General features: G+C 46.6%; 27 protein-coding genes. 26 read left to right on the top strand and 1 reads right to left on the bottom strand.

Going from position 1 to position 26,073, the window contains the following annotated elements; translation table 11 throughout:
- The first annotated feature begins 4 nt into the window (after positions 1 to 4).
- Together MKY92_RS18875 and MKY92_RS18870 are read left to right on the top strand one after the other, a co-directional pair.
- Positions 5 to 631 (top strand): DUF1405 domain-containing protein, encoded by a 627-nt coding sequence (locus MKY92_RS18875; protein WP_339301842.1) that lies wholly within the window; start codon positions 5 to 7, stop codon positions 629 to 631.
- Between the two features lie 66 nt (positions 632 to 697).
- Positions 698 to 1,567: a sporulation protein YpjB gene (locus tag MKY92_RS18870; protein ID WP_339297292.1), complete on the top strand. Its 870-nt coding sequence runs from the start codon at positions 698 to 700 to the stop codon at positions 1,565 to 1,567.
- Positions 1,568 to 1,677: 110 nt separating this feature from the next.
- On the opposite strand, the gene MKY92_RS18865 is transcribed toward MKY92_RS18870, so the two are convergent.
- Positions 1,678 to 2,547, bottom strand: coding sequence for a YitT family protein (locus MKY92_RS18865; RefSeq protein WP_339297291.1), 870 nt, complete (start codon positions 2,545 to 2,547; stop codon positions 1,678 to 1,680).
- Positions 2,548 to 2,719: 172 nt separating this feature from the next.
- On the opposite strand from MKY92_RS18865, the gene MKY92_RS18860 reads away from it, so the two are divergent.
- From MKY92_RS18860 to MKY92_RS18745, 24 genes are all read left to right on the top strand, one after another.
- Positions 2,720 to 3,049 carry a nucleotide pyrophosphohydrolase gene (locus MKY92_RS18860; RefSeq protein ID WP_017687732.1) on the top strand — a complete coding sequence of 110 codons (330 nt, stop codon included), beginning with the start codon at positions 2,720 to 2,722 and terminating at the stop codon, positions 3,047 to 3,049.
- 50 nt (positions 3,050 to 3,099) lie between these two features.
- On the top strand, positions 3,100 to 3,624 hold the full coding sequence (locus MKY92_RS18855) for a tetratricopeptide repeat protein (RefSeq protein ID WP_260632694.1): 525 nt from the start codon (positions 3,100 to 3,102) through the stop codon (positions 3,622 to 3,624).
- A gap of 80 nt (positions 3,625 to 3,704) precedes the next feature.
- Positions 3,705 to 4,508, top strand: a complete 804-nt coding sequence (dapB, locus tag MKY92_RS18850; RefSeq protein ID WP_339297290.1) for a 4-hydroxy-tetrahydrodipicolinate reductase — start codon at positions 3,705 to 3,707, stop codon at positions 4,506 to 4,508.
- A gap of 11 nt (positions 4,509 to 4,519) precedes the next feature.
- Positions 4,520 to 4,960 (top strand): methylglyoxal synthase, encoded by a 441-nt coding sequence (gene mgsA / locus MKY92_RS18845; RefSeq protein WP_339297289.1) that lies wholly within the window; start codon positions 4,520 to 4,522, stop codon positions 4,958 to 4,960.
- Entirely contained in the window at positions 4,957 to 5,655 is a 699-nt protein-coding gene (gene bshB1, locus MKY92_RS18840; protein ID WP_339297288.1) for a bacillithiol biosynthesis deacetylase BshB1, read from the top strand. Before mgsA ends, bshB1 begins: the two co-directional genes overlap by 4 nt.
- Before the next feature lie 97 nt (positions 5,656 to 5,752).
- Entirely contained in the window at positions 5,753 to 6,913 is a 1,161-nt protein-coding gene (gene bshA, locus MKY92_RS18835) for an N-acetyl-alpha-D-glucosaminyl L-malate synthase BshA (RefSeq protein WP_076209934.1), read from the top strand.
- Between the two features lie 61 nt (positions 6,914 to 6,974).
- A complete protein-coding gene (locus MKY92_RS18830) occupies positions 6,975 to 8,273 on the top strand; it encodes a CCA tRNA nucleotidyltransferase (RefSeq protein WP_339297287.1) in 1,299 nt (432 codons plus the stop codon).
- Complete coding sequence (locus MKY92_RS18825) at positions 8,260 to 9,237, top strand: biotin--[acetyl-CoA-carboxylase] ligase (RefSeq protein ID WP_339297286.1); 978 nt, start codon at positions 8,260 to 8,262, stop codon at positions 9,235 to 9,237. Before MKY92_RS18830 ends, MKY92_RS18825 begins: the two co-directional genes overlap by 14 nt.
- Before the next feature lie 344 nt (positions 9,238 to 9,581).
- Complete coding sequence (gene panB / locus MKY92_RS18820) at positions 9,582 to 10,460, top strand: 3-methyl-2-oxobutanoate hydroxymethyltransferase (RefSeq protein WP_076209936.1); 879 nt, start codon at positions 9,582 to 9,584, stop codon at positions 10,458 to 10,460.
- Positions 10,457 to 11,353, top strand: a complete 897-nt coding sequence (gene panC, locus MKY92_RS18815) for a pantoate--beta-alanine ligase (RefSeq protein ID WP_339297285.1) — start codon at positions 10,457 to 10,459, stop codon at positions 11,351 to 11,353. Before panB ends, panC begins: the two co-directional genes overlap by 4 nt.
- Positions 11,346 to 11,729 carry an aspartate 1-decarboxylase gene (panD, locus tag MKY92_RS18810; RefSeq protein WP_017687742.1) on the top strand — a complete coding sequence of 128 codons (384 nt, stop codon included), beginning with the start codon at positions 11,346 to 11,348 and terminating at the stop codon, positions 11,727 to 11,729. The genes panC and panD overlap by 8 nt, the downstream gene beginning before the upstream one ends.
- Before the next feature lie 117 nt (positions 11,730 to 11,846).
- Positions 11,847 to 12,470, top strand: coding sequence for a tetratricopeptide repeat protein (locus tag MKY92_RS18805; RefSeq protein WP_339297284.1), 624 nt, complete (start codon positions 11,847 to 11,849; stop codon positions 12,468 to 12,470).
- A 141-nt stretch (positions 12,471 to 12,611) separates the two neighbouring features.
- Positions 12,612 to 15,473 (top strand): ATP-dependent DNA helicase DinG, encoded by a 2,862-nt coding sequence (gene dinG, locus MKY92_RS18800; protein WP_339297283.1) that lies wholly within the window; start codon positions 12,612 to 12,614, stop codon positions 15,471 to 15,473.
- 218 nt (positions 15,474 to 15,691) lie between these two features.
- Positions 15,692 to 16,345 (top strand): redox-sensing transcriptional repressor Rex, encoded by a 654-nt coding sequence (locus MKY92_RS18795; RefSeq protein ID WP_076209939.1) that lies wholly within the window; start codon positions 15,692 to 15,694, stop codon positions 16,343 to 16,345.
- Positions 16,332 to 17,639 carry an amidohydrolase gene (locus MKY92_RS18790; protein ID WP_339297282.1) on the top strand — a complete coding sequence of 436 codons (1,308 nt, stop codon included), beginning with the start codon at positions 16,332 to 16,334 and terminating at the stop codon, positions 17,637 to 17,639. Before MKY92_RS18795 ends, MKY92_RS18790 begins: the two co-directional genes overlap by 14 nt.
- 39 nt (positions 17,640 to 17,678) lie before the next feature.
- Positions 17,679 to 18,209 carry a DUF5590 domain-containing protein gene (locus MKY92_RS18785; protein WP_339297281.1) on the top strand — a complete coding sequence of 177 codons (531 nt, stop codon included), beginning with the start codon at positions 17,679 to 17,681 and terminating at the stop codon, positions 18,207 to 18,209.
- A 300-nt stretch (positions 18,210 to 18,509) separates the two neighbouring features.
- Complete coding sequence (locus MKY92_RS18780) at positions 18,510 to 19,037, top strand: hypothetical protein (protein WP_076209942.1); 528 nt, start codon at positions 18,510 to 18,512, stop codon at positions 19,035 to 19,037.
- Positions 19,030 to 20,532, top strand: a complete 1,503-nt coding sequence (locus MKY92_RS18775; RefSeq protein ID WP_339297280.1) for an AAA family ATPase — start codon at positions 19,030 to 19,032, stop codon at positions 20,530 to 20,532. The genes MKY92_RS18780 and MKY92_RS18775 overlap by 8 nt, the downstream gene beginning before the upstream one ends.
- A gap of 133 nt (positions 20,533 to 20,665) precedes the next feature.
- Positions 20,666 to 21,538, top strand: a complete 873-nt coding sequence (locus MKY92_RS18770; RefSeq protein WP_339297279.1) for a 3-hydroxyacyl-CoA dehydrogenase NAD-binding domain-containing protein — start codon at positions 20,666 to 20,668, stop codon at positions 21,536 to 21,538.
- The gene (locus MKY92_RS18765; RefSeq protein WP_076209944.1) at positions 21,535 to 22,740 is read left to right on the top strand and encodes an acetate kinase; all 1,206 of its coding nucleotides are present in this window, start codon (positions 21,535 to 21,537) and stop codon (positions 22,738 to 22,740) included. The genes MKY92_RS18770 and MKY92_RS18765 overlap by 4 nt, the downstream gene beginning before the upstream one ends.
- A gap of 101 nt (positions 22,741 to 22,841) precedes the next feature.
- On the top strand, positions 22,842 to 24,137 hold the full coding sequence (gene asnS, locus MKY92_RS18760; RefSeq protein ID WP_339297278.1) for an asparagine--tRNA ligase: 1,296 nt from the start codon (positions 22,842 to 22,844) through the stop codon (positions 24,135 to 24,137).
- 20 nt (positions 24,138 to 24,157) lie between these two features.
- Positions 24,158 to 24,862 (top strand): DnaD domain-containing protein, encoded by a 705-nt coding sequence (locus tag MKY92_RS18755; RefSeq protein WP_221820358.1) that lies wholly within the window; start codon positions 24,158 to 24,160, stop codon positions 24,860 to 24,862.
- 130 nt (positions 24,863 to 24,992) lie between these two features.
- On the top strand, positions 24,993 to 25,610 hold the full coding sequence (locus MKY92_RS18750; RefSeq protein WP_339297277.1) for an RNA polymerase sigma factor: 618 nt from the start codon (positions 24,993 to 24,995) through the stop codon (positions 25,608 to 25,610).
- The gene (locus tag MKY92_RS18745; protein WP_339297276.1) at positions 25,603 to 26,055 is read left to right on the top strand and encodes a hypothetical protein; all 453 of its coding nucleotides are present in this window, start codon (positions 25,603 to 25,605) and stop codon (positions 26,053 to 26,055) included. The genes MKY92_RS18750 and MKY92_RS18745 overlap by 8 nt, the downstream gene beginning before the upstream one ends.
- Positions 26,056 to 26,073: the final 18 nt, after the last annotated feature.

Genomic DNA, 26,073 nt, shown 5'->3' with positions numbered 1-26,073 from the left:
GAATGTGGCTTTATCGTATTTCTGGAGTAGGGAATTTCTGACCAATCGTTATTTCCTGTGGCTATTATTTTGGTGTAATGCGGTAGGAACGGTATACGGATACATCTGGTACGGAGAGCAAATGAAATTGACTCTGGCTGAGCAGCCGGTTTGGCAGATCGTATTTGTGCCGGATAGCCCAACAGCGAGTTTGTTTTTTACTTTAGCGTTGCTATGGGTCTTGTACCCACCACGGTCCATCATGATCAAACGGATCGGACATGTGATTCAGGCGCTTGCAGTGGTCACATCTGTGAAATATGGCGTGTGGGCCGTATCCATTATTTTTGCTGGCTGGATGCAAGGTGGTACACAGCACTGGCAAGACTGGATGTTGATTGCTTCGCATAGTGCGATGGCCATTGAAGCTCTAATTTATGTACGCTTTTTCGGCTTCCGCTGGGCTTCCCTTGTCGTTGCAGGTCTCTGGACGCTGTTGAACGATACGATGGATTATACATATGATATTTACCCTTGGTTACCCGCATCCCTCTATGATCATGTAGATGGTGTGCGTAATTTCACATTCGGACTGACACTGGTAAGCATTCTGTGCGCGTGGCTGGCCTTAAGACAGGCGAAACGAACCTGACATCCGATCTTGAGCTTGTTCTAATGAACTGTCCCCCGCCATACATTGGTGGTGGGAGGGATGTCCATGAAGAGAAGGTTTGGGGTCAAAACTGGCTTATTGGTGGTATCGTTCATGGCTCTGCTGCTTTGGACGAACTTAGTATATCGTGTATCCGCGCAAAGTGAAGCATTGAATTCGAATTCAGCTCAGCAAGTGTCCACAAGCAATTCAATTGCACAACTGAATGCGGAAGCAGCCCTATTGTATCGTCAGGCGCTCGAGAATAATATTGAAGAAGTGCGAGGAAGCATTCTGCGTATCAGTAAAAGTTTGGAGCATATCTCCTTTGAGGGACAAACAACAGTCGAGGGCATTCACGCCTTGTCCGAAACCATAGTTGAAGTGAAACAAGCCGTTGTGAAGGTGAAAAATGACGATGCTTCTCTTCAGCAGTCCTCTGCCAAACTCAGACTTGCAGCAGATAGTCTCGCGAATCCAACCAAGCCTTTATGGCTTCAGTATTATAAAATCGTGAAAAACGATCTGGACGCTTTATCCGCTGCTACAAATGAAGGGCAAACTGCGGTCGTACTGGCAAACCGCTACACCGTTCTGGAGGAGCATTATGAAACGATTCGTCCTGCCGCACTGATTCGCCGTGAACCGTATGAAATTGCTCAGATAGACGCCTGGTTATCTCATACCAAAGGGCTTACCGCTGCCAAGCAACCTGATCTGGCTCAATTAAAGAGCATGGTTGGCCATGGGGAGGAACTGGTGAACAAGTTGTTTGGTCGCGAGAAGGACGAGAGTGCCTTTGTACCGTTTGTACAGGGTCCCGATCGCAGGGCAGCCGGGCTGCTGATTAGTTCGGTCATTGTGGCGACGTTAAGTTACGCCGGATATCGTAAATATCGTGCGCAGCAGCAGGGGGTTTTTCCTTTTCGGCGCTAATTGGATATGAAGTTGATCGTGGTATATAAAAAGACCTCTTTCCGCATGAACAGCCACACTAACGGCTCTTCATGTAAAAAGAGGTTTTCATGTACTTTCTGTATAGTACATCAACTTTCTTTGAAACCTTCTCCATGTACATCGTGAACATCGCTGATGATGACAAAAGCTCTGGAGTCAATGGAACGTACAATCGTCTGCAATCGCCTGAACTCTTGCCTGGATATAACACAGTAGGCCATGTGTTTGGCCTGTTTAGAGTATGCGCCAATGGCTGGAATGAGGGTAACACCACGATCCATCTCCCGTGTGATCTGATCCGCAATCTCGGGTGCATGGTCACTGATGATCATAAATGCCCGGGCGGAATATGCACCTTCCTGAATAAAGTCGATGACTTTGGAGGCGATAAATACCGCTACGAGTGTATACAGAATTTTTTCTTTGGGGATGTAGATGAGAGAGAGCCCGATAATGACGAAGTCGATGCCCAGTAATACTCGTCCCATACTCCATCCATACTTGCGGTTGAGAATACGGGCAATGATGTCTGAACCGCCCGTCGTTCCACCCCAACGAAATACAATGCCAAGGCCGGCTCCAAGGGTGACACCTGCATATAGGGCTGCGAGCAGGAGGTCATTCTCAGTATGTAATGGTTCAATCCAGCCCAGGTGAATCAACTTCTCAAACAACCATAGAAAAACAGTCAGTGCCCCGATTCCGATACCCGTATAGATCATCTGTCGGCCGCCCAAAATTTTGAGCCCAATCAGAAAGAGGGGAACATTCAGAATCAAGGTTGTAAGTGAAGGTGAGATGCCAAAAGCGTAATTGATCAGCACCGTAACCCCGGTGAGGCCACCTTCCATAAGCTGGTTGGGGATAATGAAATAGAGGAGCCCAAAGGCATATAAGGCTGTCCCCAGCACGATGGGAAGAACCAGTTTAACTTGAACCCAGGTTTTGGCAGTGCTCATAAGATCCCTCGCTGTAGATAAATTAGAATGAAGAATCAATCATTCCCATCTAGTATACCTGTTTATTGAATCTTTAAAAATGATTTGTCGCTGATGATGGTGGAAGTGAATCTAAATAACTGATATTATTAGGAACAAATACGACATCATTTCAAAAGGAGAATCCGTTCTCATGGAGAAAAGCATCGCAGAAATGCAGCGTGAGGTTGATCAGTATATCTCCCAGTTCAAGGAGGGGTATTTCAGTCCTCTGGCCATGTTGGCCCGGATGTCTGAAGAGGTTGGGGAGCTTGCAAGGGAAGTGAATCATGAGTTCGGTGAAAAGCCAAAGAAGTCTTCCGAAGCAGCCAATTCCATTGAACTTGAGCTTGGAGATATTTTATTTATCACGATTTGTTTTGCGAACTCGCTGGGAATTGATCTGGCTGAGGCTCACGACAAAGTCATGCATAAATTTAACACCCGCGATGCCAATCGGTGGACTCCCAAAAACACCGATTAGGCGTAGATTACATATGCTGTACCATCACCCGATCGGGGAGGGTCAGCTTAATGATGAAACCGGAAGAATATATGCAGCAGGCTTACCGCTGTATATTGCAAAATGATTTTGAACAGGCGATTCGTTGGTTCGAGTCAGCCATTCACGCTCATCCAAAACATGCGGAGTTATATTACCGCTGTTCCATTACACACGCCCGCAGCAAGCATCTGGTTCCAGCGCTTGAATATGCGCGCAAGGCAGTCGAATTTTCGCCAGGAACAGAAGAGTATATTTTGCATCTGCAGACGTTGGAAGCGAAACAATTGACCTCCAGAGCGAAGTTGCTGTTGGAGCAGGCGGGGATTGCAACACAGGAGCGCTATGTGGAAGCGTCTACGCTTCTGCAAGAAGCGGTCAAACTTGATCCGCTCTCAGTGGAGGCTCATGTTATGCTTGCGCTGGCTTACAGTGATTTGAATGAATTTGACTATGCAATTCAGGCGCTGCGTGAGGCAATTTTGCTGGACCCGCAGAATGGGCAACTGCATCAGATGTTACAGGAAATCAAGCAACGTATGAAATCCATTCAATAAGAATTCATTCTGCAAAGATTTCTTTCGAGTTGAAATGGATTCTACGATATGATCCAACATAGTGAGGAGATGCAGTCAATATGAGTGAAGTAATCAGAGTTGCCGTGATCGGAGCGGCTGGCCGTATGGGGCGTGAAGTTGTGAAATTGGTACTTCAGGACCCGGAATTGGAGCTTGCAGCGGCTGTCAACCGCTCCGGAGCAGGCACGGATGCAGGAACCCTTGTTGGTTTGCCAGCGTGCGGGGTGCTGGTGACTGATGATATCGAAATGGCTTTTGCCGAAACAAAACCTCAGGTTATGGTTGATTTTACAGTGCCGCAATATGCTTTTACACATACCGAAATCGCGATCCGTCATGGAGTCAGACCTGTCATGGGTGTTACCGGCTTTACGCCGGAGCAGATTGAACAGTTGGACAAGCAATGCCAGGACAAAGGAATTGGAGGGCTTATTGCCCCTAACTTCTCGATTGGTGCCATTCTGATGATGCGATTCGCAGCACAGGCTGCCAAACATATGCCAAATGTGGAGATTATCGAATATCACGGGGATCAGAAGCTGGATGCTCCTTCCGGAACTGCGATCAAAACTGCCGAACTGATTGCTGCCAATCGGGAAGAACTTCGTCAGGGTAATCCGACTGAGGAAGAGACCATTGAAGGATCACGCGGCGGTTATTACAACGGCTTCCGAATTCACAGTGTACGATTGCCTGGCGTATTCGCGCAGCAGGAAGTTGTTTTCGGAGACTATGGACAGTCACTCAAAATTCGGCATGACTCCTATGAGCGCGCAGGTTATATGCCTGGTGTTAAGATTGGTGTGCAAAAGGTTATGGAATATACAGGAATGATCTACGGATTTGACCACTTTATCGACTAAAGGAGATTGTCATGTTGAAAATAGCATTTATCGCCCATGATCGTAAAAAAGAAGAGATGGTTAACTTCGTGACGGCATATGAGCCTGTTTTTACGGACCATCAATTATATTCTACTGGAACAACAGGCCTTCGTATTATGGAAGGAACGTCTCTGAAGATTCATCGATTCGAATCAGGCCCACTGGGCGGAGATCAGCAGATTGGAGCTTTAGTTGCGCAAAATGAGATGGATCTGATTATTTTCCTGCGCGATCCATTGATGGCACAACCTCACGAGCCGGATATTAATGCGTTGCTGCGTCTTTGTGATGTGCAGGGAATTCCACTTGCCACCAATATCGCAACCGCTGAGATTCTGGTTAAGGCTCTGGATCGTGGTGATTTTGCCTGGAGAGAGCTGGTACATAAATACAAGCCGGAGGCTGGAATGAATTCGGGTGATTCCGAATGAGTCTGGATATTCTCATCTTTGGAGCACATGCAGACGATGCGGAGATTGGTATGGGTGGAACGATTGCCAAACATACCGCTGCTGGCTTGAAAGTAGGCGTGTGTGATCTGACTCGTGCTGAGATGTCTTCCAACGGAACAGTAGAGCGCAGAACCGAGGAAGCGGAGCAAGCCTCCCGCATCCTCGGTCTTTCGTGTCGAACGAATCTGGGGCTTCCTGATCGTGGCTTGTATCTTACTCCTGAACATGTAGAGGAGGTAACGGCTGAGATACGGCGTCATGCCCCTCGGATGGTGTTTGCTCCGTATTGGGAAGATCGTCATCCGGATCATGTCAATTGCAGTAAGCTTGTGCAGGAGGCTGTATTTAACGCCAAGCTTCGGAACTACATGCCGGACATGCCTGCCGTGCAGGTGAAGGAACTTTATTTTTACTTTATTAATGACATCGGTCCCACGGATTTGATTGTCGATATTACGGAACACTATGGGCAAAAAGAAACATCATTGCTCTCTTATCGTTCCCAATTTGAACTGGGAGACGGAGCAGTCTCGACACCATTGAATCAAGGGTATGTTGAACGTGTAAGAGCCCGTGATTCCTTGCTCGGACAACGCAGTCTCATCCCGTTTGCAGAAGGTTTTGCTACAATTACACCTTACGTGGTTCATCAATTTGGCCCGGGTGCCCAATGAACGATTTCACATTTTACGTTTAATGAAACGAAGGGTTTCATTATTCCGTTATTATATCAACCTGCATGAAGCGGGAGATCAAAGGAGCGTCCACAGGATGGATAAAAAGCTAAAAATCGGCATCACCTGTTATCCGTCCCTCGGCGGGTCTGGCGTTGTCGCAACGGAGCTGGGCAAATTACTTGCCGAACAGGGGCATCAGGTTCATTTTATTGCCAACAGTATCCCGTTCAGACTGGGTACGTTCCAGAAGAATATTTTCTATCATGAAGTTGAAGTAAATGATTATTATGTTTTCCGTTACCCTCCGTATGACCTGTCACTGGCAACAAAGATGGCTCAGGTGGCTAAGTCACAGCAGCTGGATCTGCTGCATGTTCATTATGCCGTGCCACACGCAGTATGTGCTTTTCTTGCGAAACAGATGGTAGGAGACGGTCTTAAAGTGGTTACCACCTTGCACGGAACGGATATTACGGTTCTGGCTCAGGATGAATCTCTGAAGGATCTGATCCGCCTAGCCATTAATGAAAGTGACGCGGTTACTGCCGTATCACAAGATTTGATTCGAGAAACGGTCGAATTGCTGGATATTCAGCGTCCAATCGATCTAACCTATAATTTTATTGACAAACGAATATATTATCCGCGGGATGCTGCCAGTCTGCGAAGAGACTTTGCTGCGCCCGACGAAAAAATATTAATGCACATCTCCAATTTTCGACCTGTGAAGAGAACTCAGGATGTGGTAGAGGTCTTCCGTCAGGTACAGGAGCAGGTTCCTGCCAAACTGTTATTTGTTGGTGAAGGACCGGATTTGCCGAAGATGCAATGGAAAATTAATGATCTCGGGTTAAATGATAAAGTTCATTTCCTTGGCAAACAGGATGACATTGCTCAGGTCATTTCCATGGCTGACGTGTTGATGCTTCCATCGGAGAAGGAAAGTTTCGGACTTGTGGCGCTCGAAGCAATGGCTTGTGGCGTACCCACGATCGGTTCACAGGCCGGCGGCATTCCGGAACTGGTCTTACATGGTAAGACGGGGTATTTATCCGCGATTGGGGATACACAATCCATGGCCGAGAACACCATCCGTTTGTTGACGGACGATCGTTTGGCTGCGGAGTTCAGGGAAGCATGTCTTCAGCGCGCGCATCACGACTTTTGCAATGATGCTATTCGGCATGAATATGAACAGATTTATTACCGGGTTTTGGGAAGGGAAGTTCCGAATCTGAAGCCGGTTTGCGGTTAATCATTTCTTTGACGAATCATACTGTGCATACCACAACAGGCAAGAGAAGAGGTGATATGTAGTGGTTCAATGGACACAGGTAGATCGTGAAATGGCAATGCAAAGTGAGAGTGTACTCACAACATTAAACAAACATGGCTACAAGGCATATTGGGTAGGTGGTTGCGTTCGTGACGAATTGTTGGAACGAGTTGTAGACGATATGGATATCACGACATCTGCTTCTCCCCAGCAAGTCATGGAACTGTTTGACGATTGTATTCCTACAGGTCTGCAACACGGTACGGTTACCGTTCGTTCAGGTGGTTATTACTTTGAAGTGACCACATTTCGAACAGAATCCGAATATCAGGATAATCGCAGACCTGCTGCGGTTCAATTTGTTCAGGATATCAAGGAAGACTTACAGCGGCGCGACTTCACGATGAACGCTCTTGCCATGGACGTCACTGGGACAATCGTTGATCCATTCGGTGGACAGGCAGATATCAAGGAAGAGCGAGTCAGATGTGTGGGTTCTGCGATGGAACGATTTGGTGAAGATGCACTGCGCATGCTCCGCTGTGTTCGGTTTGCTTCCGTATTTGATTTCAAAATTGCCCATAACACGTGGAAGGGTCTTGTAAGGCAGAAAGACCTGCTTCAACATATAGCAATGGAACGAGTACGCACCGAGATGGTAAAAATGATGTCGGGACCGCATCCCCTAAGAGGATTGGAGCTGTTATACAGAAGTGATGCGCTTGCGCACATCAAAGCGCCGGTAAGCTCGGCCCGATTCAACAAGACGTTGTTATCCAATCTGAAACAGTTGTCTGGTGAGCATGTGTTGCTTCGTTGGTCACTTATCCTGTTTGCTGGTGGTTATAGCAAGGACGAAGCAGACGTATTATTACGTCAGTGGACATTCTCCAATGAACATCGTTCTCGTATAACGGGGGTCCTTCAGGTGGAGCAGTTGATTCATACTTCCGTTCAGGAGCCGAAGGATACGGTCAGTCTCCGTTCCGATTGGATCGTTACTGTTCTGGCTTGTGGCGTTCAGGCGGCGGATGATTGGCTTCGAATACAGTCTACACTGCCAGCAGGATGGCGGAATCAGTCCGAACAGGCAGAAATGCAGGTTGTTTTGGTTCAAGAGCTTGCAGGCGAATGGAGTCAATCGATCCCTGTGCATGACTTGAAAGAGCTGGATATCACAGGGGAACAAGTGTTACAAATGGTGCAGCGCAAAGGCGGACCTTGGCTGGGTCAACTGATGAAACATTTGTTACGAGAAACAGCGATTGGAACGATAGAGAATCAGCATGCAGCATTAAGTGCAGAAGTGAAGCGGGTGGTTCAAGATGACCAAGCATGAAGATCTGTTACATATGTTATTAAATGCAGAAGGACGATTCGTATCGGGTGAAGAGATCAGCCGTAATCTGTCCATCAGTCGGACCGCTGTGTGGAAACATGTGAACAAGTTGCGAGACATGGGTTATGAGTTTGAAGCCGTATCCCGCAAAGGATACCGTCTGGTAACGAAGCCGGATAGCATTGACGCTACTGCCCTCCAATTGGCACTGGATACAACCGTATTTGGCCGTAAGGCTGTTTTGTTGACTTCGACTCTGTCTACGCAAGGGGATGTTCTCAAGCTAGCTGAGCAAGGGCAGGCAGAAGGTGCTGTGGTCATTGCGGAAGAACAAACAGGAGGAAGAGGGCGTTTCGGTCGACAGTGGTTCTCTCCTCCGGGTAAAGGAATCTGGATGAGTATTCTGTTACGCCCTGATCTACCACTTCAGCACACGCCGCAGCTAACTTTATTAACAGGAGTGGCTGTATGTCGTGCCGTTCGAGCTTGTTCAGGAGCTGATGCAGGCATCAAATGGCCAAATGATCTGTTGATTGATGGACGCAAGGTATGTGGCATACTGCTTGAATCCACGGTGGAAGATCATGAAGTCAGATACTGTATTGCAGGTATAGGTGTTGACGTGAATTTTGATCCAGAGGATTATCCGGAAGATCTTACAACTATAGCTACTTCGCTCAAGATGGAGACGGGTCAACCCGTTGATCGAACCAAACTAACGGCTGCCATTTTGACGGAGCTTGAACAGTTGTATTATTTGTATCAAAAAGAAGGATTCGGCGTGATCTCAGCACTATGGGAGGCCCTGTCCGTATCGATGAATCGAGAGATTACTGTGACGAATCCTCATGGTGTCATTGAAGGGAAGGCCATCGGTCTTGACCCTTCTGGAGCACTTATCGTGGAGAAGCACGATGGAGAACATACACTAATCATCTCTGGTGAGATTTCCTGGAAATCATAAACAAATTGTCGAATTTTCACTGGTAAAATGAACATAAGACGTGAAGTTTGAGCAGAACTTTGGTATACTGTGTTCGTGAGGCGATATCGGCTAATGCAGACCGAATTGCACTCCCGTAACAGTAACCTTTGTTCTGCTTGAATGGTTTTATATAAGCAGACCGCAGTGCAAGAATGAAATACGTTTAAGTGAGTTGTTGGATTCTGCTCTGAGCCGAAGAGGACCGAGACAGAAGGGACGATCGCAAGTGACTCTTTTTTGACTTTTCGGGACTTTTTAGTGGAAAACTAAAAGGTTTTTTTTGTTGCGTTTATTTGAAAAGAAGAAAGGAGCCATGAGAGAAAATGGCGAACAAACAAGCGTTGAATATTGTGAAAATGAAAAAATATAAGCAGGATGGCGTGCCACTTACCATGATCACGGCTTACGATTATCCAACAGCGCTCCTCGCAGAGGAAGCAGGTATCGATCTGATCCTGGTTGGTGATTCACTTGGCAATGTAGTACTGGGTTATAACTCGACGCTTCCGGTGACCATCGACGACATGGTATACCATACACGTTCCGTAGTGCGCGGAGCTGAGAAGACGTTTATTGTGGCTGATATGCCTTTTATGACCTATCATGGCAGCGTGGATGAGACGCTTAAGGGTGTACGTCGACTGATGCAGGAGGGGCAAGCCCATGCGGTTAAAATGGAAGGCGGAGTTGAGATAGCGGACACCGTCAGAGCAGTCGTGCAAGCAGGCGTGCCTGTTCTTGGACATATTGGACTGACACCTCAATCGGTTAATCAGATTGGTGGTTACCGCATTCAGGGCAAGGATGCAGCGGATGCAAAACGTCTGATGGACGAAGCCAAAGCTCTGGAAGCTGCAGGCGCGTTTGGCATTGTGCTTGAACTGGTTACGGAAGAAGTTGCACGGGCGATCTCGGAGGAACTGTCCATTCCAACCATCGGAATTGGAGCAGGACGAGGTTGTGATGGTCAGGTACTGGTATTCCATGATGTGGTTCAATACGCCTCTCCGTATACGCCAAAACGTTTTGTCAAAACCTATGGAGATGTGGGTACATTAATCAGAACGAGCATCGAAGCTTACGTGAAAGAAGTGAAAGATCGTTCGTTCCCGGCCGAAGAGCATGTATTCAATGCTGCGGATGGTGTTCTGGATCAACTTTACGGCGGACAACGCAAGGAAAAGGTGGGGAATAACTCATGAAAGTATTACGGACAATCGCAGAGTTAAGACAGGAACTAAGCTTGAAGCGTCAAGCGATTCGGTCCAATGCATCCGTTGTAGGTCTGGTACCAACAATGGGTTATCTTCATCAAGGTCATGCAAGCTTGATGCAGGCAGCCAGACAACAGAGCGATATCGTGGTATTAAGCATATTTGTTAATCCAATTCAATTTGGACCTAATGAAGATTTTGACAGCTATCCGCGGGATGAAGCCAGAGATGTGGAAACAGCACGCTCACAAGGAGTGGATATCGTATTTATTCCCTCTGTTGAAGAGATGTATCCACAGGCAACGCAAACGACGGTATCTGTCTCCAAATTGACGGAGCGCCTATGTGGCGCTTCCCGTCCGGGGCATTTTGACGGGGTAACGACCGTAGTCTCCAAACTGTTTAACATTGTACAGCCACAGCGTGCATTTTTTGGAATGAAAGACGCTCAGCAGGTTGCGGTCATTCAACAGATGGTGAATGATTTGAATATGCCTGTAGAAATTGTACCCTGTCCGATTGTTCGCGAAGAGGATGGTCTTGCCCTCAGTTCACGTAACGTCTATCTTAGCGCTGAACAGCGTAATCAGGCTCTAGTTCTGTCGAAGGCACTGCGTGCAGCTCAAGAAGCGGCAGATACAGGTGTAGCTATAAACGCCGCAGATATCCGTCGTATTCTGCGCGAGCAGATTGCAAGCTCACCGCTTGCTGTTATCGACTACGCCGAGATTCAGGCTTTTCCAAGTCTGGAGCCGCTCGCAGATCAGGAAGAAGTTCAAGGACGTGACGATCTGCTCATCGCACTTGCGGTGAAATTCGGAAAAACAAGATTGATTGACAATATAAGGTTGCAAAAATCGGAGGTACTGTCCCATGTTTAGAACACTGATGAAATCCAAAATCCACCGGGCTACGGTAACGGAAGCCAATTTGAACTATGTGGGTAGCATTACCATAGATGAAGACTTGATGGAAACATCCGACTTGATGGAAAACGAAAAAGTGCAAATTGTGAACAACAACAATGGTGCACGTCTGGAAACTTATGTGATTCCAGGACCGCGCGGAAGCGGGGTCATATGTCTTAACGGCGCAGCTGCACGTCTGGTGCAGCCTGGAGATAACGTCATTATCATTTCTTACGCCATGATGTCGCAAGAAGAGGCAAATACTCACAAACCAACCGTTGTATTTGTAGATGGACAGAATAAACCTGTACAAACGATGAAACAGGAAGTCCACGCAACAATTATGTAATCGACTGGTAAGGAGAATGAAATCGGCCCTTGAAGCAAAAAATGAGTACAGGTCACTGCACTAATCCATTTTTTCAAGGGTGGGGATGCATCGATGTTCCAGCATGTTTTCGCAGAAATGAACGACATGTTAGATGAAATTATCAAGAGCTATCCTTCCGCTGAAGGCCTGAACAAACAGGAATTGCTGCAAAAGTGGAATTTGCTTAAGCGGATGAGTGACGGAATGCTGGATGAATGGCTGATGTTTGAAGAAAAGATGAGCCAGGTAAGGGAGCAGGAAATGGATAAGCCGGCTTCCCTTGAGCCGGAACAGGAAGCTGTTACCGCCCTGCCTGAACTCCATCTGGAATGTTTCAGTCGAGGTCAGGGTTATTTCAAATTACAGATGTATCCGCAGGCGATCATGCAGTTCTCCAGGGTTGTGACCGACCATCCGGAGAGTGCATTGACTCGTTTTTACCTGGCGCTGGCTTATCTGAACCTGGAACAAATGGCGGAAGCCGGGACACATTTGCAGCAGATCATGTACCTTAAGGGTTCACCTCGCTTAAAAGGGCTTGTATGTAACGCCCTGGGCTGTATTCAAGCCAAGCTTGCGAATCCCGAAGCTGCATGTGCACTCTTTGCACAGGCCCTTCAGTATGACCCGACATTGACCGAACCACTGTACAACATGGAAGCTTGCAGGTTGAACAGGGGAAAATTGCAATATGCTAATCAGCTGACGACCCTTCATTAAGCGGGAATTCGGCGACAAAAAACGGTGTTCCCTCCTTTGGCATAGCGGCGGGGACACCGCTTTTTTGTCAGTTAATTTTCAAATCCCCTTTTTTTTGCTATGCTGTAACATAGACTGGAATGGAAGGGACCGTACATTGCAATGAAATTTGCCGTATTGGATTTCGAAACAACCGGCACGCAGTCCGACGGTGAGATTATACAGGCCGGACTTGCCATCATAGATCATGACTACAGCATAACTCAAATATATAGTTCTTATGTGAACCCTGGTGTACCGATTCCCCCGTTTATTTCGGGGTTAACGGGTATTACCGATGAAGATGTGGCGGACGCTCCTTCACTCGAAGAGATGATGATGGAGATGGTTCCGCTGCTTAATGATGTGGTGCTTGTTGGACACAACGTCGCTTTTGATTTTCACTTTTTGCAGAATGCTCTCGACCGTTGCGGTTATTTGCCGTTCACTGGCCGCATTCTGGACACGATTGATTTTCTGAAGATTACATTCCCATCACTGGGTTCTTATCAACTCGGTTATGTGTCTTCCGAATTTGGATTTCAACATGATCGCCCTCACCAGGCAGACAGTGATGCACTGGCGACAGCCTATGTGTTGCTCAAGTGTCTGGATGAGTTAAAGGAATTACCGCTCATAACGATTCAGCGCCTCAGTGACCTGTTTTCACCAGAAGACAGTGATTTGGGTTGGTTTTTGGACGGAATGCGCAGTGAGAAGGAAGCAGAGCCGATTCAGGACCTAGACGGACATACCTATTATCGTCAGCTTGCTCTTAATGTAAGTGATTGGACTGATATTGGTGCACCACGCGATGAGCGGGAGGCTAACCCCCTTGATGGTGTAAGCTTCGAACAGTTTATGGACCAGGTTCGGGAGAACCTGAAGGATACGCTGGATCATTACGAGGAGCGTGAAGCGCAGACTCAGATGTTCAGTAGTGTAAGGCAAGCCCTGGATGAAGAGAAACATCTCTTGATCGAAGCAGGAACAGGCACTGGTAAATCTCTGGGTTATCTCTTGCCTGCTATTTACGAAAGTGTGAAGCAAGAACAGAAAGTTATGGTTAGCACGCATACAATCAATCTGCAGGAGCAATTGAGAGAGCGAGACATTCCGATGCTAACCCAAGTGGTTCCGTTCCCGTTTAAAGCCGCTGTCTTCAAAGGACGTGGACATTACCTGTGCCTGCGCAAATTTGAACACAAAATCAATAAACGTGAATTCGCCACACCTAAAGAGGATTATTTCACAGCAGCTCAGATGATTGTCTGGCTTACGCAGACCGAAACCGGAGATGATGAGGAACTTAACCTTAGCGGACGCGGAGGGGACTTCTGGGAGACGGTACAGAGCGAATCTGAGTCTTGTCTGGGAAGATCATGTCCATGGTTCCGCAAATGTTTCTACCATCGTGCCAAACATGAGGCCGGGTTGTCAGATATCGTAATCACCAATCACTCCAAATTATTTACGGATGTGAAAGCCGCGCATCAGCTGCTGCCAGCCTATGAGAGTCTTGTGATCGATGAGGCACATCATCTGGAGGATGTCGCTGGTAAACATCTTGGAATGCATATGAAATATTTCACCTTGGTTCATACACTGACCCGCCTGTTTAAAGACAGTCGGAATGGTCAGCTGCCTATGCTTCGTTCCCAGTTATCCGGGCATGAAAATTCAGTGCAATGGGGCTCCATGGTGGATCAGATGTTCCCGCTGGCTGTTGAGGTCAAGGAACTGTGGGATCGTATGAGCGATGCCTTGTTCGGTCTGTTGCCTGAACGGAGTGATGCTTCACCGGGAGAGACGGGGCAATTTTCACTGCGTCTGAAAGCATCTCAGAAACCGGCAAAATGGGAGGAGTTGCAGGATCTGGAGAACCAGATCTATGTGACTCTGGGTGATTTGGTTCGCAAAGGGGACAAATTGCTGCTTGAGGTGAAAGAGGATCAGGATGATTATCAATCGGATAGTCTGATCACGGACATTACAGGATTGTTGAAAGATCTGACCACATTGAAGGAGAATCTACGTTTCTTCATGCGCATGGATGATGCCAAAACGGTATACTGGATGGAAGCTAGCGGCCAGTTCCGAAGTAAATCTCTCCAGCTGTATGCCGTACCTGTAGATGTCAGTGCACAGCTTAAGGATTTGTTTTTTGACAAAAAGAAAAGTGTTGTGCTTACATCGGCTACGCTCTCTGTGGATAAGTCATTCCAGTTCATGATTGAACAGCTTGGCTTGCAGGAAGCTTCCGAGAATAATCGGCTGTTAACTTCTATGCTGCCATCACCTTTCAACTATCGCGATCAGGCACTTCTGGTGATTCCGCGTGATTTCCCAAGTGTGAAGGGAAGTGTGGGTGATGCGCACTTTGTTAATATGCTGGTGCAATCACTCGCAGAGACGGCAATTGCTACGCGGGGACGCATGATGGTTCTGTTTACTTCATACAAGATGCTGCGACAGGTCTATGATCCGCTGAAAGAAGCTCTTTCTGGTAACGACATCTCGTTACTTGGGCAAGGCGTGGATAGTGGAAGCCGATCCAAGTTGACTCGCAGGTTCCAAGATGCCAAAGCAACGGTACTTCTGGGCACTAGCAGCTTCTGGGAGGGTGTAGATATCCCTGGAGAGGCGCTAACCTGTCTCGCTATTGTGCGACTGCCTTTCCAGCCACCGAATCATCCGTTAGTGGAAGCCAAGAGTGAGTTGCTTCAAGAACAGAAGAAAAATCCGTTCATGAAACTGTCTGTGCCACAAGCGGTTATTCGTTTCAAACAGGGATTTGGCCGATTGGTTCGTACAGCAAAGGATAGAGGAATTGTCATTGTTTATGATACACGGGTGATTGAAGCGTACTATGGTAAATTCTTTTTATATTCATTACCTGGTCCCAAAATGGAGCATATGCTCACGGAGCAAATGGTTCCACGAATTACTGAGTGGTTGGAAAAACCTGCTAATGGACAAAAATAATGGTTGTTTTGTTCGTTACATCATTGCATGACACTATTGTTTGGCGTTAAACTTTATTAGATATTCCCGTATCCGATTTAAGCAGTTGCACGCAAGAACTTATAACCTAAATTACAAGGAGCATTCTGTATAAAATGTCACGTTTATCTTTGAGTTTATACAGAATGCTCATCTTTTCATCTATTATTTTATCGTGGCCTTGGTAAGGGGGAGCAAGAATGAAATCGGATAAAATTTCGGAAGCGGTGGTACGACGTCTGCCTGTATACTTGCGTTATTTGAACGAGTTGCATCAGCGTGAGGTGGCTACTGTTTCTTCTCAAGAGCTTGGACAGAGGCTGGATCTGAATCCGGCCCAAATTCGTAAAGACCTGGCTTACTTCGGTGATTTTGGTCGTAAAGGGATCGGGTATGATGTATCCTATTTGATCGAGAAAATTCGTCACATTCTCAAGATCGATCAGCAAATTAATGTAGCTCTGGTAGGCGCGGGTAATCTAGGTCAAGCCTTGTCCAACTACAACGCATATCTGAAAGACAACATGAAGATTGTTGCTGTATTTGATGCATATGGACCGAAGATTGGTAGTCAAATCAACAGTTTGACGGTAAAACCAATGGATGAATTGACGGAAGCGGTTAAAACGGATAACATCCGCATCGGAATTATCACGGTTCCGGATACGGAAGCCCAAAATGTAGCCGATCAGCTTATTGAATCCGGAATCGAAGCGATCCTTAATTTTGCACCAACAATTCTAAAAACACCGCCGCATATCCGCATTCACCATGCTGACTTTACAACGGATCTGCTTAGTTTGGCCTATTACTTGGAGACTGGAAAGGACGACGAGGAAGATGACAACAAATAGATGGGTAATCCACAACGGCAAATTTGCCGTTAATGAAGGCGGCACAACATGGAACGTGGTCCAAGGATACATGGTTGTTGAGAATGACAAGATTGTGCATATTGGTGAGACATTGCCGGATGAAGACAAAAATAGTACCAAAGTAGATGGAAAAGGACTGTTCTTCCTGCCGGGTCTGATCAATACGCATGGTCATGCAGCGATGTCGTTGCTCAGAGGGCACGGAGACGATCTTGCATTGCAAGTATGGTTGCAGGAAAAAATGTGGCCGATGGAAGCGAAAATGACTTCAGAAGATGTATATTGGGGAACCTCGCTATCGGTGCTTGAAATGTTGAAAGGCGGAACTACAGCTTTCCTGGACATGTATGATCACATGGATCAAGTTGCCAAAGTTGTGGAGCAATCAGGCGTTAGAGCAGCACTGGCACGTGGTGTAATCGGGCTGTGCTCGGAAGAAGAGCAATTGCGGAAGCTGGAGGAGTCGGCAGCGTTTGCACGTGAGTGGAATGGACAGGCAGATGGTCGTATAACAACTGTAATCTCGCCACATGCCCCATATACATGCCCTCCTGACTACATAGAGAAGCTTGTACAGGTCGCGAATGACCTAAACCTTCCTCTCCATACACATATGTCTGAAACGCTTCGTGAGGTGGAGCAGAACGTGGCTGATTATGGACTGCGTCCTGTGGCACATCTAGAGAAACTGGGATTTTTCTCTCGTCCATCCCTGGTTGCACATGCGGTGCATCTGAATGACGAAGAAATTGAAATTTTGGCTCGTCATGATGTGGCTGTATCCCATAACCCGGGAAGTAACCTGAAACTCGCTTCCGGTGTTGCGCGGGTACCTGCGTTACTGAAAGCAGGAGTTACCGTGTCACTCGGAACAGACGGACCGGCAAGCAACAACAACCTGGATATGTTCGAGGAAATGAGACTGGCTGCATTGATCCACAAAGGTGTATCTGGTGACCCGACGGCTGTGCCAGCAGGCGAAGCGTTACTCCTCGGAACGTCATACGGTGCCAAATCCATTTTCTTGAACAATACCGGAGCACTTGAGGTCGGCATGAAGGCTGATTTTATCGCTCTTGATATTGAACAGGCACATTTCTATCCACATACAGACCTGATCTCACATACGATCTACTCGGCTTCTGCCAAAGATGTTGAGCACGTATGGGTGGATGGAAAACAAGTGGTCAAACACGGCGAATGTCTGACGCTGGATGAAGAACGCATTTTGCGTGAGTCTCAATTGGCATTTGATGGTCTGCTTGCTCGTTAATTGCAGGACAGAGCATCATAGGGAAAGGAAGTTCGGCTTTTGAAGAAAAAAAAGAAGTGGATATGGATTTCGCTGCTTGCACTGGTTCTGATTCTGTTTGGACTTCAGCGTTATTACGTCTATGTCACGCAGGACCAGCGCAAGGAAGAAGCGCTCGCTATACAGGCAGCACAGAAGCAACTGGGCATTACATCCTATGATGAATTGCGCAAGTACATCTGGGGAGACAAAGAAGGCTCTGACAACATCTACTGGACCCTGATCGGCAAAAATAAGGATAATCAGGATGTTATGGTCTGGGTTAAATTCGATGCAAACAATCAACCGGCTAAGGGTGGAAACGCTGTACACAGTGAGCTGCTGCAGAATGGCATGTCCGAAGCACAGATCCGCAATCGCTTCAGTTCTGAAGTTCCTGCCGGTGAGATTAAACGAATCATGCCCGGAGTTGTGAATGGAATATATGTGTGGCAAGTGTATTATAAAGACGGTACGCATAACCACTATCGCTTTTATCGTTTTAGCAATGGAGAACAGGTGGACCTGATCTACACACTCCCGAACAGCTAGAACAAATAGAGTGACATAACTAGAGAATTAAAGAAATGAAAGAACCGGCAGACGGATATCCGACTGAACCGGTTCTTTGTGTTGTCTGTAAACATTTTTGATTTAAATAGTTAAAATTAATAATTTATTCATATTTTCGCCTTCGAAATTGTATATACGATGTGATATACTCAGATATGTACTCAAAGTTACATTCAAAACAAATAATCCTGTCGAAATTCTCGCAGGAGTCAATATGCACATATTCGTATATACCAATAAGCCAGTAGGTTAGGCCAAAATCTGGGAGGGGTAATTCACTTGAAGCTAAAAGTATTGCCTATTGCTTTAACTGCCGTCATTTCAGCCGTTGTGTTGTTTGGAGGTTGGTTTGTATATCGTCAGGTGGCCGTGCAGAATCCGATTGAAAAGATGGTTACCCAGTACGATGGAGTCAATGACGTTCAATTAACTATTAACCGCAATGACGTACAATTGAAACTGGATCTGCAACCTGATGTTGATTTGGGCAGACTGGTACAATATATTCACAAAGAAGGACAGACCCTGATTGGAACACGTTCACTAAAGTTGGATGTTGTGGATCATTCCAGTGAAGCACTGGAAAGTTGGTGGGGGGATGCGATGTTCACCGTAGCTCAGGCGATGGAGAACAAGCAATACACCGAGATTACACCAACGTTGTCAAAGATGGCGACGAATGGAATGAAGGTAAATACAGCGATGGATGACAACAATGTATATGTCAGTCTCAGAGACGGAGATGCCAGCAAGTTTATTATTCTGCCGCGTGTGCCCGGTCAGATAGGAGTGTGGCCTAATGCCTAAGTGGACAAAAGAAGTCGCCATCGGATTTTTTCCCGTATTGATTATTTTCCTTGCTTTTACTGGTGTTAATATTGTTCCGATTCTGATTGCAGGGGTGCTTGTCGGAGCTTTATTGTTCATGATGCAAATGCGTGGCGGGATTACAGTAGGCGCTGCACAGGAACGTAAACGGAAGAAAAAAGGACCTTCCAAGCTTACTTTTGAAGAAATTGGAGGTCAAGATAGTGCTAAGCAGGAATTGCGTGAAGCGCTTGACTTTCTCATCAAACATGAAGAAATCCGTAAGTTCGGGATTCGCCCGTTAAAAGGGATTTTGCTGACTGGCCCTCCAGGAACGGGGAAAACGTTGATGGCCAAGGCTGCTGCCCATTACACCGATTCTGTTTTTGTAGCAGCATCGGGTAGTGAATTTGTAGAAATGTATGTTGGTGTGGGTGCCAGCAGAATTCGGGATTTGTTCAAGGACGCGAGGACCCGTGCCACCAAGGAAAATAAGGAAAACGCTATTATCTTTATTGATGAGATTGATGTCATTGGGGGTAAACGTGAAGGCGGTCAACAGCGTGAATATGATCAGACCCTGAATCAGCTCCTGACGGAAATGGATGGAATCTATACTTCTGATACGCCAAGAATTCTGGTTATTGCTGCAACAAACCGTAAAGAGATGCTGGATAGCGCCCTGACGCGCCCGGGACGTTTTGACCGCCACATTCAAGTGGACTTGCCTGACAAAAAGGGCAGAAAGCATATTTTGGAACTGCATGCGGTGAATAAACCTCTGATGAAGGAAGTTAATCTGGAGAAAACAGCGGAAGAATCATATGGTTTCTCTGGTGCACAACTCGAAAGTGTGATGAACGAAGCGGCAATATACGCCATGCGGGATGGGCTGTTGAACATCGAACAGCGGCACTTGTCTCTGGCTATTGATAAAGTCATGATGGGTGAGAAGACAGACCGTGAGTCCAGTGTGGAAGAGAAGAAAAGGGTCGCCATTCATGAGTTGGGACATGCCATTATGGCTGAACTCGTTCGTCCAGGCAGTGTTAGTCAGGTGGCACTTAGTCCGCGTGGTCAGGCGCTGGGATATGTACGTCATAACCCGCAACAGGAACAGTTCCTTTATACGAAGCGCTTCCTGGAAGAGCAGATCATGATTGCACTCGGAGGAGCAGCTGCGGAGGAGATGTACTACGGTGGTCGTTCCACAGGTTCACGCAATGACTTCGATCAAGCAACCAATGTTGTACAGACGATGATGGCTTCGGGGTTGACTTCACTTGGGATTGTGAACATGGATATGGTCACAACCGAGGAACTGATGCGAGAGAATAAATTAATTCTGCAAGAACTGATGGAACAGACGAAGCAGTTGCTTGAAGCACAACGGACAATTTTCGACAATTCACTCGACATCTTGATCCGTGAGGAAGTTTTGTCTGGCGAACAATTTCGTTGTCAATTTCGTGACAGTGCCCTTCTACCAGCATAATTTATTTATGCTGGTTATTTTTTTTTACATTTCACTCGTGCTAAGATATTATTATATGTTGGGTCGAAATTTGTAATTTTCGGCGAACAGGGTACAATAGAGAAATAGAGAACCGAAAGGATGGAGCAGAACCATGTTTTTCAAAAAAATAGGAGTTGTCGGCGGCGGTACGATGGGGCAAGGTATTTCCCAGATGCTCGCAGCCAAAGGACTTGATGTGCTTCTCGTGGAGCATACAACACAAAAGCTGGATCATGCATATAACATGATCGAAACCAATCTGGATAAACAACTGGAGAAATGGGCGATTACAAAAGCGGAAAAGAAATTGATTCTTTCCCGTATTACCAAGGTAGCTCATTTAGCTGAACTTGGAACTTGTGACATGGTCATTGAGACGATTTCAGAAGATCTGGATGCGAAAAAAGCAGTATTCAGCCAACTGGACCAAGTTTGCCCAAGCAATGTCATTCTGGCAAGTAATACATCCACGCTGAGTTTGACCGAGCTTGCAAGCTCGACCAAATACCCAGAGCGTGTTATTGGTATGCACTTTATTCACCCGGTATCCCGGGTTGATCTTGTAGAGATTATTCGTGGACTGAAAACTTCGGATACAACATTCGAAGAGACCAGACGTTTTGTTGAAGAAGTAGCGGACAAAAAAGGAGTCATGATCTATGAATCACCTGGATTCGTAACTTCCCGCTTGATCTGCCTGTTGATTAACGAAGCGTTGCATGTATTGCAAGAAGGTGTTGCATCTGCTGAAGATATCGATGACGCAATGCGCATCGGATACAACTTCCAACATGGACCACTCGAAATGGCTGACCGTTTCGGCTTGGATTCTGTTGAAGCTGCACTCGAAAGAATGTTCCGTGAATTCGGAGAATTGAAATATCGTCCTTCTACAGTCCTGAAGAAAATGGTGCGTGCAGGACACCTGGGTGCCAAAACAGGCGAAGGATTCTTCAAGTACGACAAGGATGGTGACCGACTGTGAAAGTACTCGTAATTAATGCGGGGAGTTCCTCGCTCAAATATCAACTGTATAATATGACTGACGAATCTGTACTGGCTAAAGGTCTGGTAGAGCGGATCGGAATGGATTCCTCCATTCTGACACATAAACCGACAGGCCGTGAGGATGTTACAGAAGTTAGTGAAATTTTGGAACACACAACAGCGATCCGTAAAGTCATTGATATTTTGACTCATAAAGAAAATGGTGTACTGGATTCTGTAAGTGAAATTCAAGCTGTTGGACACCGTGTTGTTCACGGTGGTGAAGCATTTAAAGAATCTGCATTGGTAGATGATGCTGCCAAAGCTGAAATTCGTCGTTTGTTCGACTTGGCTCCACTTCATAACCCTGCAGCAATGATGGGTATTCGTGCGGCTGAAGCCAATATGCCTGGTGTTCCACAGGTAATGGTCTTTGATACAGCGTTCCATCAGACGATGCCGGAAAAAGCTTATCTGTATGCTATTCCGCGTGTGCTTTACAAAAAATATAAAGTACGTCGTTACGGCGCACATGGTACTTCCCATGATTTCGTAAGCAAGGCTGCTGCTGAGTATCTGGATCGTCCATTGGAAGATCTGAAAATCATCACTTGTCACGTGGGTAACGGTGGTAGTGTAACCGCAGTTAAAGGTGGCGTATCCGTTGATACTTCAATGGGTATGACTCCGCTTGAAGGACTGATGATGGGAACACGTTCTGGTGACCTTGACCCAGCCATCGTACCTTATGTAATGAACAAGGAAGAACTGAGCGTAAGCGAAGTGAACTCCATGCTGAACAAACACAGTGGATTGCTTGCGATCTCGGGAATCAGCAGTGACATGCGTGAGATTACGGAAGGTATGGAGAATGGCGATGCCAACTCCACGCTTGCTTTTGAAATGTACGAGTACCGTTTGCGTAAATACATCGGCTCATATGCAGCTGCAATGAACGGTGTAGACGTGATCGTCTTTACGGCTGGTGTAGGTGAGAACTCCGTTGTACTTCGTCAAAAAGTATGTGAGCAGCTCACTTATCTGGGTGTTGAACTGGATGAAGCGTTGAATGCCATTCGTTCTGGCGAACCACGCCGGATCACAACAGCGAATTCCAAAGTGGAAGTTCTCGTTGTACCAACTAACGAAGAATTGGTCATTGCACGTGATACACACCGAATCGTATTGAATTCTCAGTAATCTAACTGTAAAGTAAATATAGAATGACAAGGAAGTGCAGAGGACAGGCATAAGCCTGCCCGCTGCATTTTCAAATTCAGGAACCAAGGGGAGATATGGGCATGAATACGAATTGTGTAATTCGTAATGTGAACGAGCATGTGGGCGAAACCGTAACAATCGGTGCCTGGATTAACAACAAACGTTCCAGCGGTAAAATTCAGTTTTTGCAGCTGCGTGATGGAACCGGATATATCCAAGGGGTTGTTGTAAAAAGTGAAGTTAGTGAAGAGATCTGGAACAATTCCAAAAGCCTGACCCAAGAAAGCTCTTTGTATGTTACAGGTATTATTCGTGAAGAACCTCGCAGTGCGTCCGGTTACGAGATGACTGTTACAGGGGTTGAGATCATTCACCTGACTGAAAACTATCCAATTACGCCTAAAGAGCATGGTGTTGATTTCTTGATGGATCATCGTCATCTGTGGCTTCGTTCCACGAAGCAGCGTGCTGTTATGGTGATTCGTGCAGAGATTATTCGCGCTGTTCAGCAGTTCTTTGATGGTAACGGATTCACACAAGTTGATCCTCCGATTTTGACACCATCGTCTGCGGAAGGAACAACGAACCTGTTCCACATCAAATACTTTGATGAAGATGCTTATCTGACACAAAGTGGTCAATTGTATATGGAAGCTGCAGCCATGGCGCTGGGCAAGGTATATTCCTTCGGTCCAACATTCCGCGCAGAGAAGTCCAAAACACGTCGCCACTTGATTGAATTCTGGATGATAGAGCCGGAAATGGCATTTGTAGATCACGAGGAAAGTCTGCGCGTACAAGAGAAATTTATCGCTCATGTCGTTCAATCCGTGGTAAAAAACTGCCGTGCAGAACTGGAATCTATCGGTCGTGACGTATCCAAACTCGAAGGCATCGTAGCTCCATTCCCGCGTATTACGTATGATGAAGCGATTGAATTCCTGCATGGACAAGGCTTTGATATACCTTGGGGAGAAGACTTTGGTGCACCACACGAAACAGCAATTGCTGAGAAGTACAATACACCGGTCTTTATTACACATTACCCTGCTGGAATCAAGGCATTCTATATGAAACCAGATCCGAATCGTCCTGAAGTTGTTCTCTGTGCGGATATGATTGCACCAGAAGGCTACGGAGAGATTATTGGCGGTTCGCAGCGTATCGATGATCCGGAATTGATGCAACAACGTTTTGAGGAGCACAATCTCTCGGATGAAGCTTATCAATGGTATCTGGATTTGCGTAAATACGGATCGGTTCCTCACTCCGGTTTCGGTCTGGGATTGGAGCGGACGGTAGCTTGGATCTGTGGATTGGATCATGTACGTGAAACAATCGCATTCCCACGTATGCTCTATCGTCTGTACCCTTAATGCTTAACCGGGGAGCGTCTATGGAAGACACCACATCCAAAGCTTGGTTGGATGGAGCAGCTTATGGCATGACTTCGGGTACCGCCCATCTGCCGTATGCCTTGTTACGTTATTATCACCAGCTTGGCCTATCAGATGCAGAAGTGCTTCTTCTGATTCAACTGCTAGGGTTCCGTCAGGCAGAGTTCAATGAGTTTCCGACGCTTGAAGAGCTTGCGGCGCGCATGGGACTTGCACCAGAAGGCATTGCCAGAATGTTGCAACGTCTGATGAGGGATGGGTATATTGCTATTGACGAGCACCGTGACGAAGAACGGGACATCCAGTACGAGCGATACGATTTACATGGATTATATGCCAAGCTTGCAGCATGTACTGCTGAAGAAGTAGCCGCATTCCGTGCGGAGCAGCAGCGCAGCAATACAGCACGTCAAGATTCGAACAGTGTTCAAAAAGAAGAGGAAGAACGGAACATGTTCTCCATTTTCGAAAAAGAATTCGGACGTCCGCTCTCGCCAATGGAGTGCGAGACGATATCCGGCTGGTTGGATCAGGACCGTTATCAAGAGGAATTGATTCTAATGGCTCTGAAGGAAGCGGTTTTTGCAGGCAAAGTACATTTCCGGTATATCGATCGAATCCTGCTTGAGTGGAGTCGCAATCGTGTCAAGACCGTTCAAGACGCTAAGGCGTACACACAGCGGTTTCGTAATGGTGGACGTTAATTCCAGCGTAGGCAGGGACAAGAAACAGGCCAGAAGTCATTCTGTGCCTGTTTTTTTTGGATTAAAGATTGGATGAGTGATCAGCAACATCAACCTTTCAGGCAATGATTTCATTTTGTTTTATAAAAATTTGATAGATCACGCAGGGGTTAACACACAAGCTGTCGTCTATAGTATTGGAGAGGAGGGGAGAGTTATTGATGAAGCGCGCGTAATCGAACAAATCCGTCAAGGAGATACATCTCAGATGCGTAATCTGATTGATAAGTATAGCCAGCATGTATACCATGTGGCCTATTCCGTACTCAGGAACGATCAGGAAGCACAGGATGCAGCTCAGGAGGCGTTCATACAGATGTATAAGTCTCTCCCCGACTACCGTTCTGAAGGTTTCAAAACGTGGTTAACCCGAATTGCCTTTCACAAAGCGATTGATGCCAAACGCAAGCTGGGCAGACGAGCTGCTGAGGATCCGGGTGGAGAAGAAAAAATAATCAATATGCCCGGACGGGATGAAGACGTTCTTACCCGTCTCGTTCGTGAAGAACGTCAGGATAAACTTCGTGAACGAATTAATCAGTTGCCTGCTCAGCATCGTGACATTATCACTGCGTATTATCTAAGCGAAAAAAATTATGAGCAAATTGCCAGTGATGCACAGGTGGCTGTGAAGACCGTGGAATCCCGCTTGTATCGTGCCCGGCAGTGGATTCGAAAACATTGGAAGGAGGATGAATGGCGTGAGTAAACAGGAGAAGTATACCGCTGCGCAGTGGACTGATTATATTGAAGGCCATATGAGTGAAACTCAAGCGAACCAAATGGAACAGCTTCTGCTGGAAGATCCGGATGCGATGGACATCTATTTGGAAGCGCTCGGTATCCATGGGGAATTGCCTCCGTTGCCTGACCCGGCAGGGTTTGCGGATTCAGTCATGCATCGGATTGAGGGAATTCAATCCTCTAAGTCTCAACGTAAATCCCGCGCTGGACGGAACCGGCGTTGGCTTGAACATAAAGTGTTTCATTACGCGGTAGCGGCCTGTTTGACATTGATCTTCCTCTCGTCTGGACTTTTTGACAAGGTAGCACCATATCACAAGTTCCAGGATGGCGACCACAGAGGGTCTTTTACCGAGAAATGGACGGAGGCAGCCACTTCATGGCTGGATAACTTCAAGCCTAAACCATAAATAGTTTCGCATTGCCTG

Origin of the sequence: Paenibacillus sp. FSL R5-0623, from assembly GCF_037974265.1 — a bacterium.
GTDB lineage: Bacteria > Bacillota > Bacilli > Paenibacillales > Paenibacillaceae > Paenibacillus.
The sequence above is the reverse complement of the archived record's forward strand: the minus strand, read 5'-3'. Positions and strand labels throughout refer to the sequence as shown.

Excerpts from the sequence above, each read along its gene's own strand:
- MKY92_RS18870 (WP_339297292.1), top strand. The coding sequence starts at position 698 with ATGAAGAGAAGGTTTGGGGTCAAAACTGGCTTATTGGTGGTATCGTTC.
- MKY92_RS18865 (WP_339297291.1), bottom strand. The coding sequence starts at position 2,547 with ATGAGCACTGCCAAAACCTGGGTTCAAGTTAAACTGGTTCTTCCCATC.
- MKY92_RS18860 (WP_017687732.1), top strand. The coding sequence starts at position 2,720 with ATGGAGAAAAGCATCGCAGAAATGCAGCGTGAGGTTGATCAGTATATC.
- MKY92_RS18855 (WP_260632694.1), top strand. The coding sequence starts at position 3,100 with ATGATGAAACCGGAAGAATATATGCAGCAGGCTTACCGCTGTATATTG.
- dapB (WP_339297290.1), top strand. The coding sequence starts at position 3,705 with ATGAGTGAAGTAATCAGAGTTGCCGTGATCGGAGCGGCTGGCCGTATG.
- mgsA (WP_339297289.1), top strand. The coding sequence starts at position 4,520 with ATGTTGAAAATAGCATTTATCGCCCATGATCGTAAAAAAGAAGAGATG.
- bshB1 (WP_339297288.1), top strand. The coding sequence starts at position 4,957 with ATGAGTCTGGATATTCTCATCTTTGGAGCACATGCAGACGATGCGGAG.
- bshA (WP_076209934.1), top strand. The coding sequence starts at position 5,753 with ATGGATAAAAAGCTAAAAATCGGCATCACCTGTTATCCGTCCCTCGGC.
- MKY92_RS18825 (WP_339297286.1), top strand. The coding sequence starts at position 8,260 with ATGACCAAGCATGAAGATCTGTTACATATGTTATTAAATGCAGAAGGA.
- panB (WP_076209936.1), top strand. The coding sequence starts at position 9,582 with ATGGCGAACAAACAAGCGTTGAATATTGTGAAAATGAAAAAATATAAG.
- panC (WP_339297285.1), top strand. The coding sequence starts at position 10,457 with ATGAAAGTATTACGGACAATCGCAGAGTTAAGACAGGAACTAAGCTTG.
- panD (WP_017687742.1), top strand. The coding sequence starts at position 11,346 with ATGTTTAGAACACTGATGAAATCCAAAATCCACCGGGCTACGGTAACG.
- MKY92_RS18805 (WP_339297284.1), top strand. The coding sequence starts at position 11,847 with ATGAACGACATGTTAGATGAAATTATCAAGAGCTATCCTTCCGCTGAA.
- dinG (WP_339297283.1), top strand. The coding sequence starts at position 12,612 with ATGAAATTTGCCGTATTGGATTTCGAAACAACCGGCACGCAGTCCGAC.
- MKY92_RS18795 (WP_076209939.1), top strand. The coding sequence starts at position 15,692 with ATGAAATCGGATAAAATTTCGGAAGCGGTGGTACGACGTCTGCCTGTA.
- MKY92_RS18790 (WP_339297282.1), top strand. The coding sequence starts at position 16,332 with ATGACAACAAATAGATGGGTAATCCACAACGGCAAATTTGCCGTTAAT.
- MKY92_RS18775 (WP_339297280.1), top strand. The coding sequence starts at position 19,030 with ATGCCTAAGTGGACAAAAGAAGTCGCCATCGGATTTTTTCCCGTATTG.
- MKY92_RS18770 (WP_339297279.1), top strand. The coding sequence starts at position 20,666 with ATGTTTTTCAAAAAAATAGGAGTTGTCGGCGGCGGTACGATGGGGCAA.
- asnS (WP_339297278.1), top strand. The coding sequence starts at position 22,842 with ATGAATACGAATTGTGTAATTCGTAATGTGAACGAGCATGTGGGCGAA.
- MKY92_RS18755 (WP_221820358.1), top strand. The coding sequence starts at position 24,158 with ATGGAAGACACCACATCCAAAGCTTGGTTGGATGGAGCAGCTTATGGC.